Raw genomic sequence first — 14,609 nt, forward strand, 5'->3', positions numbered from 1 at the left:
ATCGTAATCGTTGTAATTTGAGTATAGGTGAGAATCCCCTAAACGTCTAACACTTTGCTTGTAGCGGTGCCAGCATCCGTTCATGTGTCCGGATCATCGATGCGACGTGATCGAACGAACAATCGACGAGCGATGCACATTCCTCGATCAACATCCCGTCCCGTAAATCATGGAACAGATAAAGCAGTGATGCCGCAGATGCTTCGATCGAATCGAACGACTCACCGCTTAAGACGAGCTGTGCGAAGCGTTCATAAAAATCACCTTCGAGACTCATCCGTTCTTCGTCTGAAACGAACCGTTCCGCAAGACGGATCGTCTGCAATGCCCGGTGAATGCGTTCATCCACGACATCAGTCCGTCCTTCCATCTCGATGACAATCTGTTCCGTCAATAACAGGACGTCTTCTTGGTCTGTCACTTCTGGCATCATCGACAATGCAAGCCGTGCTTCAGCATCGTTCAGTTTACCAAGGAGAAGTGCCGTAAAGATCCGCGAGACATCATCTTCCGTCTTCAGCGCTTGGATGAGTGCCGAGCGAAACTGCAGGTTGTGGCGAATGTCATACGTATCCGTCTCTTCCTTTAACGCTTGTGCTTCGTCCGACTTCAAGAAAGCGGCTGCTTCTTCGACGTGTCCCGTCTTATAGGCAGAGATTGATAACCAGTGCCCAAAGAGTGGGTCTCCCCGGTAACCGCGACGCTCGAGCAACTTCAACTCTTCATAGGCGATATCATAACGTCCGATGATCGCTAAAGTTGACGCGACCTTATAACGTGTCTCAAGGTGCACGGAACGGACGTGTTCGAGCTGACGAGAGAGACGATGTGCCTCTTCGTCCTGTCCCATCTCGTGTAACAAGACGAGCGTGTTACAGAGGGCATGCAAATTCCCCGGATTCCCTTCAAGGACCCGTTCGAGGGAAGCGAATGCCTGGTCGTTCTCTCCTAAATAGAACTCGACGATCGCGAGGTTGTTGTAGGCAGGCCAGAACGTCGGGTACTGAGCAATCAGTCCCGTCAACGTCTCCTGTGCCGCGAACAGCATCCCTTTATCGATCTGGCGTTGTGCCTGACCGTGCAGACGAATCAATTCGTCCTCTTCGTCGTCTTCCATCTCTTGTTCGAGATCAATCAGTTCCACGAGTGCGGCCGATGCCTCCGCGTGTTTGCCGTTTGGTGCTTGCTCTAAATATTCCATCGCATGTTGTCGCGCTTCTTCATAAAGTGAGACGTGTGCGTAGTTATTCGCTAAATAAAAGAGTGCTTCCGTATTTGATGCGTCGAGTGCGCGTACTTGTTTCAAGACATCATTCGCATGATTGATTTCTCCTGTCTCGAATAAGACACGGGCATAACGGAGCAAATAACGGATGTCCGCTGGCTGAAGTGTCGTCGCCTCATCTAAGTGGTAGACGGCTTCGTCCAGTCGCCCTTCCCGGTGCGCCTTCCGTCCGCGGAAATAAAAAAGTTCCGCTTGGCGCGCTGTTATCGCAAAGGGGTCTGCTTTGTATTTGGTTAATTCCATCATGATTCAAGCCCCCATAAATAGTAAACTGGTTTCGTAGTTGCAGACACAAGAATACCCTATCTCTAGGAGGCATGCAACAGAAAAAAACGCCGGAGTTCATCCCCAGCGTTTCGCATAAATCGATTCCAGTTCTTTGTAATTCTCTAAGCATTTTCGTACAAAAGCATCCGTCTCCGGATTCAGTCCTTCAAGACGTGCCACGTCCTTGTCATATGCCTGCCGTAAGCTCGTCGCATAATCCGGAATCTCTCCGTCATACGCATAAACGACTGCGGGCGAAACCGTGATCTTTTCGTGCTTATGCAAGGCAGTCCGGATATGAAAGAGTGGAACATCGACTTGGTTCGGTTGGTGAAGATCTCCTTGAACGGGATGCTTCTCAACAGCCAACACCTCAACGACGAGACCTTGTGGACGTTCGGCGAATAATCTTCCGAAATACTTTCCTGTCTTATACGTAAAGCGGATGTGCGTCATCTTTTTTCCTTCTTCCTTCTCACAGTTTTGTCACATTTCGTGCCGGCGAAGCGGCTGACTCGAGACCCGTTCGTTCGGAGCAATGTCCCGGTGAACGACTGATCCGGCACCGACGACGGCACCATCTCCAATCGTCACGCCCGGTAGAATCGTCACGTTCGCCCCAATCAAGACGTTGCTTCCAATGACGACGTCACCTAAACGGTACTCCGTCGTCAAATATTCATGACAGAGGATCGTCGTATTGAAACCGATGATCGTATTGTCACCAATCGTAATCCGCTCCGGGAACATCGTGTCTGGCATCACCATCAAGGCAAGCGCCGTCTTCTCCCCGATCTTCATCCGAAGACATGTCCGGTAGAGCGCGTTCTTGAAACGTAGCGACGGAGCAAACCGACCGATCGTGATGATCGTAAAGCACCACATCACTTTAAAAAACGACACCGTCCGGTACATGTGCCAGAGTGGATTCGTCGTTCCGACCTGAAACCGATCAGTTCGCCGTGCCATTTTGTTCCTCCAGCCAAGTAGCGAGATGATCCATTGAATCAATGATGACGTCCGGCTCGAGGGCTTCTAAGTACGCGCGTCCTTTGATCGCCCAACCGACCGCGACTGTCTTCAGTCCCGCGTTCTTACCACCGAGAATGTCCGTATCGTTGTCACCGACCATGATCGTTTCGTCTGCTGTTGATCCAAGCAACTGCATCGCTTTTTCGAACGGCTCGACGGCTGGTTTTTCTTCCGTTACGTCGTCGGCTGCGATGACCGCGTCAAAGAGTGACGTCAATCCGAACAACTCGATACCGCGAAGAGCGACACGACGACTTTTCGACGTCACGACCGCCATCTTGTATCCTGCTTCATGCAGACGACGTAATCCGTCAAGCACACCTGGATACTCGAGCACGAGCGCGTCATGCATCGCGATGTTGTAGCTACGGTAAAAAGCGACCATCTCTTTCCACTGTTCTGCATTCATCGCCGAGAACGATTTTTCTAGCGTCGGACCGATGAACGGAAGCAGTTCCGCTTCCGTGAACGTCCGGTCCGGATAATAGTAACTGAGCGTATGCTCGAAGCTTTTTAAGATCAATGGATTCGTATCGATCAACGTTCCATCTAAATCAAACAGTAGCGTGCGAATCATCGATTACTTCGCCTCCTTTTTCGAACCATCCAAGTAACGAACGGCGTTGCGGCGAACGACCATCATGATCACACCGAAGATGATCAAACAGATTGAGACGATTTGCGCCGTCCGGAGTCCATCTCCCATCAACAGACTGTCCGTCCGGAGTCCTTCGATATAGTAGCGTCCGATTGAATACCACACGAGATAACCGAGGAAGATATACCCACGACGTGGATTGAACTTCATCCGCCAGACGATTAACAGAATGACACCGATGATGTTCCAGATGCTTTCATAGAGGAACGTCGGTAAGTAGTATGTTCCGTCAATGTACATCTGATTGACGATCCAGTTCGGTAAGTGGAGCGTATCTTGTAAGTACGACCATGTCGTCTCACCACCGTGTGCTTCTTGGTTGAAGAAGTTACCCCAGCGTCCGACAGCTTGTCCGAACAAGAGCGATGGTGCCAAGATATCAGCGATTTGCCAGAACGAGATTTTTTTCTTACGCGTATAGATGATGACCGTCAAAATCGCCCCGATGATTGCACCGTGGATCGCGATCCCACCTTGGCGGATGTTGATGATTTGGTCAAGATGTTGACTATAGTAGTTCCACTCGAACGCGACGTAGTAAATCCGGGCACAGATGATACTGATCGGAATCGACCAGATGACGACATCGACCGCGTACTCTTCGTTGAAGCCGATCCGCTTCGACTCGAAGATCGCAATCAGGAGACCGACGACCGCACCGAGTGCGATGACGATGCCGTACCAGTAAATCGGTACAGGACCGAGTTCAATCGCCACGCGGTCAAACGTTGGTTGTACAGAGGCTAAAGTTCCCATCAAAGACCACCATTCCCATCTTCAATTGCTTGCGCGAGACGTCCCGCGAATTCTTCTGCTGTGTTGATGCCCATGTTCTTCAGACGATAGTTCATCGCAGCGACTTCGATGATGACAGCAAGGTTTCGTCCGGGACGAACCGGAATCGTCAGGAACGGAATTTCCGTATCGATGATTTGGAGTGTCTCTTGGTCCAGACCGACGCGGTCATAGACTTTCGATTGATCCCAAATCTCGAGGTTACAGACGAGGCTGATCTTCTTATGCGAGCGAACCGCACCTGCACCGAACAACGTCATCACATCGATGATCCCGATTCCACGAATCTCAAGCAGATGTTGAATCAACTTCGGTGCTGTCCCAACGAGAATCCCGTCACCCGTTTGACGAATCTCAACTGAGTCATCTGCCACTAGGCGGTGACCTCGCTTAACGAGTTCGAGTGCCGTTTCCGATTTACCGACACCACTTGCCCCTTTGATGAAGACACCGACACCATAGATATCGACGAGGACACCATGCATCGCTGTCGTTGGCGCAAGTTCCGCTTCGAGGAAGTTCGTGATCTGTGACTCGACCGATGTCGTATGCCCTTTTGTCGTCAACAGTGGCACGTTCGTCTCGTCCGCGGCTTGGATGATCGCTTCCGGTACTTCGAATCCACGTGTGATCAAGATACCAGGTGTTTCATCCGTACAGAGGACATTCGCTCGTTCGCGTTGTTCCTCGTACGTTAAATTATTGAAGAACGTCAATTCTGTTTTTCCGAGAATCTGGAGACGTTCTGCCGGGTAATAGGCATAATAACCGGCAAGCACAAGGCCAGGTCGGCACAAATCAGCCGTCAGAATCGGACGATGTAAGCCCTCTTCTCCCGTGACGATGTGGAGATTGAATTGTTTTACGATTTCAGCTGTTCGCACTTTTGGTTGCACGCTTCGTCAGCCCCTTTCACTTGAAGTATTGTACCATATTTTTATTCGATTCATGGAATTGGATTAGAAGCATGATTTCTTGGGAATGGAATAAAGAGTTAATATTTTGAAGGAGGTTTTGCCGTGATGTCAGGCGGTGGTATCGGATTGATTTTAGTCATTATCTTATTTGCGGTTCTAGCGATTGCTGGTTTCGTCTATCTCATCATCTCACTGATTGATATGTGGAAAGCGTATTCGCGTAATCAAGATCAAACTGCCCTCTTATTCTTCATCATCTCGATCATCGGAATCTTCATCAGTGGTTCATTCATTTCCTACGTTCTCGCGATCATCTTCTATTGGAATCGTGCACGCGGAAAGAGTTGGCTCGGAATCGGTCTGATTCTCGTTTCGATCGTTCTTGCAATCATCGGTGTCATTGCCTTACTCTCGTTTGGTTACGATATGAATAATATCGAGAACATGAACTTCGACGAGCCGATGATGGATCAGGATTACGATTATTGATGTAGGCTACACCCATCCTTTTCAGTGAGGATGGGTGGTTTTTTTTATGTAGCTGACGAAGCCCCGCTCGCGTGACTCCTACAGGAAAAAGCGCGGACATCCGCGCTGTCAGAGACAAACGAGACCCGGCTACTCGTTCCTAGAACGACGTAGCCGCGGCTTGTGTCTCGCCTGAGGAAAGCATGCAAAGCGGATGCGACGTCATAAGAAAAGCGCAACCTCTTTTTCAAGAAGTTGCGCTCGTATGCTTATAACGCTTGTGGGCTGAGGTGAACACCATGCGTGACCGAAATCGTACCTGTCTTCGTATCCGCTTCAACCTCGATTTTTGGTGAGCGACCGCGACCTGATACGAAATGGAGCTTCCGGTTGACGATCTCTTTTTGATCTCGGATTAATTCCATGTCATCGAGGTTGCAGTTGAGACCACCGAAGTTTGTCTCAAGCTCCCCATACACTTCAGCGCCGTGCGGCAACATCAGGGCGATGCTTCCGGCAAGCGATGACGCTTTGACCTTCGCGTTTTGTACGGTCTTCAGCTCGCAACGGACGTTTCCGTTCGCCGTTTTCAGTTCTGAACGTTCGAAGACACCTGTCGTGATGATTTGTCCGTTGGCTGTCTTCGCTTTCAAGACTTTCAACTCCGACTCTTCGATTTCAATCGAACCGTTCGCTGTCGATACTTTGACATCCTCACTGAACAGATCACGGACGTTGACTCGACCGTTTGCTGTCATCAGTTGAGCGGATGTCGTATCGAGTGACGTCAACGAAATTTCCCCGTTCAGCGTCTGTAAGACAAATGATTCGTAATGACGGCGTGGTACTTTCAGATGGACTGTCGCACGGACACTCTTATCCTTCAAGCGGATTGAGAGTGTGTTCGCTGAGACCGCATGTTGGACGGCAGCTTGAAGTTGCTCAAGCGCCTGTTCTTCCGTCACCTGTTGGCGGCGGAGTGGACGTCCTGTCACCGTCAATTCGCATTCTTCAAGATCACTCGGTTCAACGACCAAGTTCGCATTGAACAGATCGACGTGAACCGTCTCACCGCTGAACGGGAATTGTTTGACGTAGGTGACGTTCGGACCGGACGCCTGATTAAGCGAAAGATCACTGTCCTTGATCCGGCTGACGAGATTATCGAACGCTGACATGACTTTCGTTGTCAGTGAATCGACGGAATACTGGTCGACCCGATCATATTGTTCTGGTTCATCGACGTACTTATGTTCACTTGCAGAAGTAGCACGTTCGTCGATTGATTCGAGTCGCTCGAGTTTATCGAGTGCCTCATCAATCGTTAACTTTCCTTCTTTGACTTGCTCCAATATCAATTGACGCATATCTTGCTTCATGAACCGTTCCCTCCTATTCTTGAACCTCAAACGTGTGTTACATGATACTTTCGTTTAAGTTCCCTTAGTTCCTTCCTACGAATCCTCATCCACAAAAGTTTCACGATTCAATTCGTGCCGCATCACGTTCAAGGACAGGTGCGAGGTATCGTCCTGTGTAGGATGCTTCAACTTCAGCGATCTGTTCCGGTGTCCCGGCAGCAACGATCGTTCCGCCACCGTCGCCCCCTTCAGGTCCAAGATCAATCAAGTAGTCTGCCGTCTTGATGACATCTAAGTTGTGTTCGATGACGAGCACCGTATCACCATTGTCGACAAGACGTTGCAAGACTTTCAGGAGACGCGCGATATCATGGACGTGGAGTCCTGTCGTCGGCTCATCGAGAATGTAGATCGTCTTCCCAGTCGAGCGCTTATGCAACTCGGACGCCAATTTAACACGTTGCGCTTCCCCGCCGGACAGTTCCGTCGCGGGTTGACCGAGACGCATGTACGTCAGACCGACGTCAGCAATCGTCTGTAATTTCCGCGTGATTTTCGGAATGTTCTCGAAGAAGGCGAGGGCATCTTCAACCGTCATCTCAAGCACGTCGGCAATCGTTTTGCCTTTATATTTCACTTCGAGTGTTTCGCGGTTGTAGCGTTTCCCGTGACAGACTTCACATGGAACATAGACGTCCGGTAAGAAGTGCATCTCGATTTTGATGATCCCGTCACCGCGACACGCTTCACAACGTCCACCCTTGATGTTGAAACTGAAACGTCCTTTTTTGTAACCACGGAGTTTCGCTTCGTTCGTCGAAGCAAAGACGTCCCGAATGTCATCGAAGACACCGGTATACGTTGCTGGGTTCGAGCGTGGTGTCCGACCGATTGGTGACTGGTCGATGTCGATGACCTTATCGATTTGATCCAGACCGGTAATTCCTTTATGAGCACCCGGTTTTTCTTTCGCCCGGTTCATCTCGTGCGCGATCGTCTTATAAAGAATTTCATTGATCAACGTCGATTTCCCGGATCCCGAGACACCAGTGACGGCGACAAACAGACCCAGCGGAATGTCGACATCGACGTTCTTCAGGTTGTTTTCCGATGCTTTGTGGATATGAAGCATCCGACCATCTGGCTCTTTGCGTGTCGACGGAACAGGAATGAACTTCTTCCCGGACAAGTATTGACCAGTCAACGAGTTCGCATCCTGCATCAACTCTTCCGGTTTCCCGGCTGCCGTGACGAATCCACCGTGATCGCCGGCACCAGGTCCGATATCGATCAAGTAGTCAGCTGCCATCATCGTGTCTTCATCGTGCTCGACGACGATCAATGTATTCCCGAGATCACGCATCGCCTTCAGCGTATTGATCAGACGATCATTATCGCGTTGGTGTAACCCGATTGATGGTTCATCGAGAACGTAGAGGACGCCCGTTAGACGCGAACCGATTTGTGTCGCAAGACGAATCCGTTGCGCTTCCCCACCGGACAACGTACCCGCTGCGCGTGAGATCGTCAGGTAATCGAGACCGACGTTCTCAAGGAACGACGCCCGTTCGTGAATCTCACGAACAATCATCCGCGAAATCGTCTGATCCTTCTCACTTAATTTCTCCGGTAGTTCGTCGAAGAACATGACCGCTTGTTTGACCGACATCTTCGTCACTTCACCGATATGGTGATCGGATACTTTGACGGCGAGCGATTCCCGTTTCAAGCGGTGTCCTTTACACGTCGGACATGCCTTCTTCGCCATATAGCCTTCCATCTGTTCCCGAATATAATCAGACGACGTCTCCTTGAAGCGACGCTGTAAGTTGTTGAGGACCCCTTCGAAGTAGAGATTCGTATTTCGGACCATCCCGAAGTCATTCTCATAACGGAAGTGAATCTCTTCCTTCGTGTTTCCGTTCAAGATCGTTTCGCGATGTTCTTCTGACAACTGTTCGAACGGTGTATCCATATCGATCTTGAAGTGATCACAGACCGCTTTGAGTAATTGTGGATAATACTGCGAACTTGTCGGTTCCCACGCCACGATTGCCCCTTCGTTCAATGACTTATCAGGATGCGGCACGACGAGATCAACATCGACCTCAAGCTTCGTTCCGAGACCATCACATGACGTACAAGCACCAAACGGTGAGTTGAACGAGAACATCCGTGGTTCGAGTTCGCCGATTGAGAAGCCACAGATCGGACAAGCATGATGTTCACTGAACAACAATTCGTTGCCGTCCATCGTATCGACGATGACCCGACCGTCCGCGAGGCGAAGTGCAGTCTCCAGTGAATCCGCAAGACGGGCTTCGACATCTGGCCGCACGACGACACGGTCGACGACGACTTCGATCGAGTGCTTCTTGTTTTTCTCAAGCGTGATCTCTTCGGCGAGATCCATCGTCTCTCCGTTGACACGGACGCGGACGAAACCTTCCTTCTTCAAATCGTCGAGCACCTTGACGTGCGTTCCTTTTCGTCCGGAAACGATTGGCGCGAGAATTTGCAGACGCGTCCGCTCCGGTAACTCCATCACTTGGTCGACCATCTGACTGATCGTCTGGCTCGAAATCTCGATTCCGTGATTTGGACAAATCGGTTTACCAATTCGTGCGTACAATAGACGCAAATAATCATAAATTTCTGTGACCGTTCCGACCGTCGAACGTGGATTTTTACTCGTCGTCTTCTGGTCGATTGAAATTGCTGGACTCAGTCCTTCGATCGTGTCGACATCCGGTTTATCCATCTGTCCGAGGAACTGACGGGCATAGGCAGATAAACTTTCGACATAACGCCGTTGTCCTTCCGCGTAAATCGTATCGAAGGCAAGCGACGATTTTCCTGACCCGGACAAGCCCGTCAAGACGACGAGCTGATCGCGGGGGATTTCGACATCGATGTTTTGTAGATTATTGACGCGAGCGCCTTTGATGATAATCTGATTCTTCTTTTCTCCCAACTTAGGCACCTGCTTTCAATTCTAATATGAGGTCGCGGAGCTCAGCAGCTCTTTCGAACTGCATGTCTTTCGCCGCTTGACGCATCTCTTGGTCGAGCTGCTCAAGCAACGTTTCGCGCTCCGGTTTTTTGAGTTTGTTGAACTTCTCGAGTTTTTCGACGGTGTCGTCGCTCTCGATCGTCGTACTGATGACACCACGTACATCCTTTTTGATTGTCTGCGGCGTGATGCCATGTTCTTCGTTGAACGCCATCTGGATCGCGCGACGGCGTTCCGTCTCATCGATCGCGCGTTGCATCGAATCAGTGACTTTATCAGCAAACAAGATGACGTGTCCTTCCGAGTTCCGCGCCGCCCGACCAATTGTTTGAATCAGCGAACGATCCGACCGGAGGAACCCTTCCTTATCGGCATCGAGAATCGTCACGAGTGAGACTTCTGGAATATCGAGTCCTTCTCGTAACAAGTTGATCCCGACAAGGACATCGTATTTCCCGAGTCGTAAGTCACGGATGATTTCAATCCGTTCCAGCGTCTTGATCTCCGAGTGCATATAGTTGACCTTGACACCATTCTCTTTCAAGTAGTCGGTCAAGTCTTCTGCCATCTTCTTCGTCAGTGTCGTCACGAGAACACGTTCGTTCTTCGCGACCCGGTCACGGATGTTATCCATCAAGTAATCGATTTGTCCCGTGATCGGATGAATCTCGATCGTTGGATCAACGAGACCGGTCGGACGGATGATTTGCTCGACCATCTCTTTCGAATGTTCGAGTTCATACGGTCCTGGTGTCGCTGAGATATAGATCGCCTGACTGACTTTCTCCTCGAATTCCTCGAACCGTAACGGACGGTTGTCTTTTGCCGACGGAAGACGGAAACCGTGATCGACGAGGACTTGTTTCCGTGCCTGGTCCCCGTTATACATCCCGCGAATTTGCGGCAGCGTGACGTGCGACTCATCGGCAACGAGTAAGAAGTCTTTCGGGAAGTAGTCGAGCAACGTATACGGTGTTGCCCCTTCCGGCATCAAGTTCAAGTGACGCGAGTAATTCTCGATTCCGGAGCAATAGCCCATCTCACGCATCATCTCAAGATCATAGTTCGTCCGTTGTTCGAGCCGTTGCGCTTCAAGCAACTGATTGTCTTCACGTAACTTCGCAAGTTGGACTTCAAGTTCCTTCTCGATGTTCGCGATCGCCTTCTGCAGACGAGTATCCCCCGTCACGAAGTGGGACGCCGGGAAGATCGAGATGTGCTCGCGATCCGCGACGATCTCACCTGTCAGCGGATCCATGTCACGAATCCGTTCGATCTCGTCACCGAAGAACTCGACCCGGACACACTGTTCGTCGCGGGACGCCGGGAAGATTTCGACGACGTCTCCGCGGACGCGGAACCGTCCGCGCTGGAAGTCGATGTCGTTACGCTCATACTGGATGTCGATTAGACGACGGAGCATCTCGTTTCGCCCCATCTCATTGCCGACACGCAGTGACAAGACGTGGTTGTTGTACTCTTCCGGGTTACCGAGACCATAGATACACGAGACAGAAGCAACGATCAAGACGTCCTCCCGTTCGAACAGGGCGGACGTCGCCGAGTGACGTAGTTTATCAATCTCATCGTTGATCGAAGAGTCCTTCTCAATGAACGTATCCGTCGATGGAACATACGCTTCCGGTTGATAATAATCATAAAAACTAACGAAGTACTCGACCGCATTGTTCGGGAAGAATTCCTTGAACTCCGAGTAAAGTTGTCCCGCTAGTGTTTTGTTGTGGGCAAGGACGAGCGTCGGTTTCTTGATTTCCTTGATGACGTTCGAGACCGTAAACGTCTTCCCGGTACCGGTCGCCCCAAGCAACGTCTGATGTCGTTCGCCTTGTTTTAGCCCAGTCACCAATTTTTCGATTGCCGTCGGCTGATCACCGCCTGGCTCAAATGGTGAAACGAGTTCAAAATCCATCGTTTGCTTCCCCCTCATCACGTAAAAAATCTATTTTTATTGTACCACTTTACGAACAAACATTCGATTATGAAGTGCTCCTTTTAGGAAGTTACCCTTTTTTTCGAAAATGCAAAAGTTTCTTTTTGCTTCGAGTGTTGATCCTCGATATTTCTGCCGACAAAAAAATCCCCGTCACGGCTGTTCCGTGACAGGGATGTACTAATTTAATGCAAAGACCGCACTTTAGTGCGACCATGGACCGGCTCGTTGACGAACAGAATACCAAGTTCATGATGATCTTGTTCGTAGAAGGCACGTTGCGCAAACCGGATGTCGCCGTTATGGTTCATGACTTCAAGACGTAGATACGGTTTGTGTTTTTGGATGGCTTCGTAGAACGATGTTTCCGAATCGACCTTCTCACCATTGACTTTATAAATCGCTTCGCCCGGAATCAAGCCCATCTCGGCAGCTGGTTTATCAGGTAGCGTTCCGAGAATGACGGCACCACGCGTTCCATTGAGGAACAATGGGGTCTGTGCCCGGTTCAAGCGTTTGACCCGCTGATGCAATAGGATATGCAGAACGAGCAACAAAACGATCCCGTACAGCCATTCAGCTTGTCCGGTGACGTATGCAAGAACCGTCAATAGAATCGCAACGAGACTCGTAATTAAACGTCCTTGAACGAGCGGACGCATCAATTCTTTCGGCAACTTACCCGTAAAGAGGAAGCTGAAGCCGATCGGTAACCAGAGCACGATCGGAACGAGCTCTGGGAAGCTGTAACGTGGCCACCAGGCTTCAAGCACGTCGCCCGGAACAAAGACGAGCAAAGGCAATAGCCAAAGTTTATTCGCTGACAGTCCACCGATGAAGCGACCACGCTTCGAAACGACGAGTGACGGTGACAGGCGTCGCTGCCCGCGCCACCAGACGAGGAGACATTCCGCGACGAGTGTTAACGTCGCAAGCAATAAAATCATTTTCGGCTCAACCGCTCGAACCGGATCAAGACGTGAATCCATTAGGAACCAGCCGGCAAGTCCAAGCAAGACAATCGGCCAAAGCGGTACGTTCAAGCGAACGATCCCGACCAACAGCAAGACGCTCGAGAGTCCAAGTAACAACAGAGCGTATTGCGGCGTCAGCGTCAATCCGAGCCAGCCACTGGCGACGGATAAGACGAGACCAATTAGTAACCCGGGTAAAAGTGTTTCGAGGACATCGCTTCGTTTACCGTGTGTCCGGGAGCGGAACAATCCGCGTTCCCGTTTGACACGCCGGATGCCGATGACCCAACTGACAAGGAGTGCTAACCACAAGGTCGGACTGGCGATGAGACTAATCGCGGTCCAACCAATTTCATCGAGTAATTCCACGCGCATTCAGACCTCTTTCCATTCCTTATTATTGAGCAGCGACCTCGAGTGCTTTTTTCCGCTGGACGTCATTCTTGTCGTCCTCGAGTTTCTTCAGGAGACGCGTCTCCATCTCACCCGCTGTCTGCTGATCGATTTTTCCAGTGACGTCGAGTTTCGCATCCTTTTGTAAGGCTTCGACAGCTTGCTTCATCGTGTCACCGAAATACCCATCCTGTCCTTTTGGCTCGTAACCGATCGCTTCGAGGACTAAGTGAGCGTTTTCGACCGATTTACCGTAGTCACCAACTGCAAGTGACTTCTGATCAGTCAGGATCTTCGTGACGTTGAAGTATGCTGGTTGCTTGACTTCGATTGTCGGTTCGACCCCTTTTTTGTGAATCCAGTTGCCGTCCGGCGTCAGCCATTTGTTCGTCGTCAACTTCAAATCACTACCGTCCTTTAAATCGTACGCACTTTGGACGATGCCTTTACCGAACGATTTCGTACCAACGACCTCAGCCCCGGCACCTTCCTTCAGACCGGCTGCCAGAATCTCAGATGCTGACGCTGATCCGCCGTCTTCGAGCACGACGATGTTATAAGGTTTCTTCTCGTCTGCCTTCCCGAATTCCTGCTGCCGCTCCCCTTTATTGTTCTCGACTTGATAAATCGGAACGTCTTTCGGAATGAACGGTGCAATCATGCTTGAGACAGCCGTCAAAAGACCACCCGGATTCCCACGGACGTCGATGACGAGTCCATCGATGTTCTGACTCTCGAGTTTCGCAAGCCCCTTCTCGAACTCTTTAGCCGTCGGTTCTGAGAACTGTGTCACTTGCAAGATACCAATTTTCTTCCCGTTGACGTCTTCGGTCGACGTATAGACCGTCTCGATCGGAATCGTATCCCGTTTGATCGTGATGTCCATCGCGTCTTGTCCACTGCGCTGAATCGTCAGGACGACGTTCGTTCCTTTTTCACCACGGATTTTCTTGACCGCTTGATCCGTCTTTTGCCCTTTCGTCGACTTGCCGTCGATTTCTAAGATGACGTCACCCGGTTTGATCCCGGCTTTTTCAGCGGGTGATCCCTTAATCGGTGAGACGATGACGATCGACTCGCCCTTTTGTTCAAGCGTCGCACCGATCCCTTCAAACGAAGACGATAGATTCGTATTGAACGATGCTGTCTCCGACTCATCCATATAGACGGAATACGGATCGTCAAGCACTTCCGCCATACCGGACAACGCACCGTCCAGCAGTTCTTTATCCGTTACGTCCTCTAGATAGTTCTGTTCGATCATTTGACGGACCTGATCAACTTTTTTCCAATCACCCGTCGCATTCGCCGACGACGATGACGTCGAGACAGAATCCGTTCCGCCAGCCGCTAGCATCCCGACGGCGCCTGCCCCTAAACCAAGCCCGAAGGTACTGACCGCGATGACTGCTGTTGTAGATTTTTTCACGCTTGATTCCCCACTTCCGTTAAAAAACGCAGTATTTTTTTCAGTATAGCAAAAAAAGATAGGTTA

Annotated in this window: 12 protein-coding genes; 1 reads left to right on the plus strand and 11 read right to left on the minus strand. The window is 50.4% G+C overall.

Annotated elements, in window-relative coordinates:
• Positions 1-46: 46 nt before the first annotated feature.
• The 6 genes from KNQ08_RS09600 to hprK all read right to left on the minus strand — a co-directional run bounded on the left by KNQ08_RS09600 (position 47) and on the right by hprK (position 4,933).
• Complete coding sequence (locus KNQ08_RS09600; protein ID WP_035396300.1) at positions 47-1,531, minus strand: tetratricopeptide repeat protein; 1,485 nt, start codon at positions 1,529-1,531, stop codon at positions 47-49.
• A gap of 96 nt (positions 1,532-1,627) precedes the next feature.
• Complete coding sequence (kapB, locus tag KNQ08_RS09605; protein WP_023469227.1) at positions 1,628-2,008, minus strand: sporulation phosphorelay system protein KapB; 381 nt, start codon at positions 2,006-2,008, stop codon at positions 1,628-1,630.
• Positions 2,009-2,038: 30 nt separating this feature from the next.
• On the minus strand, positions 2,039-2,521 hold the full coding sequence (locus tag KNQ08_RS09610; protein ID WP_035396297.1) for an acyltransferase: 483 nt from the start codon (positions 2,519-2,521) through the stop codon (positions 2,039-2,041).
• The gene (gene ppaX / locus KNQ08_RS09615) at positions 2,505-3,161 is read right to left on the minus strand and encodes a pyrophosphatase PpaX (protein WP_214805376.1); all 657 of its coding nucleotides are present in this window, start codon (positions 3,159-3,161) and stop codon (positions 2,505-2,507) included. The genes KNQ08_RS09610 and ppaX overlap by 17 nt, the downstream gene beginning before the upstream one ends.
• Before the next feature lie 3 nt (positions 3,162-3,164).
• A complete protein-coding gene (gene lgt / locus KNQ08_RS09620) occupies positions 3,165-3,998 on the minus strand; it encodes a prolipoprotein diacylglyceryl transferase (protein ID WP_029342487.1) in 834 nt (277 codons plus the stop codon).
• Positions 3,998-4,933, minus strand: a complete 936-nt coding sequence (gene hprK / locus KNQ08_RS09625) for an HPr(Ser) kinase/phosphatase (protein ID WP_035396292.1) — start codon at positions 4,931-4,933, stop codon at positions 3,998-4,000. Before hprK ends, lgt begins: the two co-directional genes overlap by 1 nt.
• Positions 4,934-5,059: 126 nt before the next feature.
• On the opposite strand from hprK, the gene KNQ08_RS09630 reads away from it, so the two are divergent.
• Positions 5,060-5,443: a hypothetical protein gene (locus KNQ08_RS09630; RefSeq protein WP_023469232.1), complete on the plus strand. Its 384-nt coding sequence runs from the start codon at positions 5,060-5,062 to the stop codon at positions 5,441-5,443.
• A 248-nt stretch (positions 5,444-5,691) separates the two neighbouring features.
• Here KNQ08_RS09630 and KNQ08_RS09635 read toward each other — a convergent pair whose 3' ends face one another.
• From KNQ08_RS09635 to KNQ08_RS09655, 5 genes are all read right to left on the minus strand, one after another.
• Entirely contained in the window at positions 5,692-6,801 is a 1,110-nt protein-coding gene (locus KNQ08_RS09635) for a DUF4097 family beta strand repeat-containing protein (RefSeq protein ID WP_064299417.1), read from the minus strand.
• A 100-nt stretch (positions 6,802-6,901) separates the two neighbouring features.
• Positions 6,902-9,757 (minus strand): excinuclease ABC subunit UvrA, encoded by a 2,856-nt coding sequence (gene uvrA / locus KNQ08_RS09640; protein ID WP_133207887.1) that lies wholly within the window; start codon positions 9,755-9,757, stop codon positions 6,902-6,904.
• Position 9,758: 1 nt separating this feature from the next.
• Entirely contained in the window at positions 9,759-11,726 is a 1,968-nt protein-coding gene (gene uvrB, locus KNQ08_RS09645) for an excinuclease ABC subunit UvrB (RefSeq protein WP_023469235.1), read from the minus strand.
• Between the two features lie 206 nt (positions 11,727-11,932).
• Positions 11,933-13,096 (minus strand): PDZ domain-containing protein, encoded by a 1,164-nt coding sequence (locus KNQ08_RS09650; RefSeq protein WP_064299415.1) that lies wholly within the window; start codon positions 13,094-13,096, stop codon positions 11,933-11,935.
• A gap of 22 nt (positions 13,097-13,118) precedes the next feature.
• The gene (locus KNQ08_RS09655) at positions 13,119-14,543 is read right to left on the minus strand and encodes a S41 family peptidase (RefSeq protein WP_214805377.1); all 1,425 of its coding nucleotides are present in this window, start codon (positions 14,541-14,543) and stop codon (positions 13,119-13,121) included.
• Positions 14,544-14,609: the final 66 nt, after the last annotated feature.

Origin of the sequence: Exiguobacterium sp. s46 (assembly GCF_018618875.1) — a bacterium.
GTDB lineage: Bacteria > Bacillota > Bacilli > Exiguobacteriales > Exiguobacteriaceae > Exiguobacterium_A > Exiguobacterium_A abrahamii.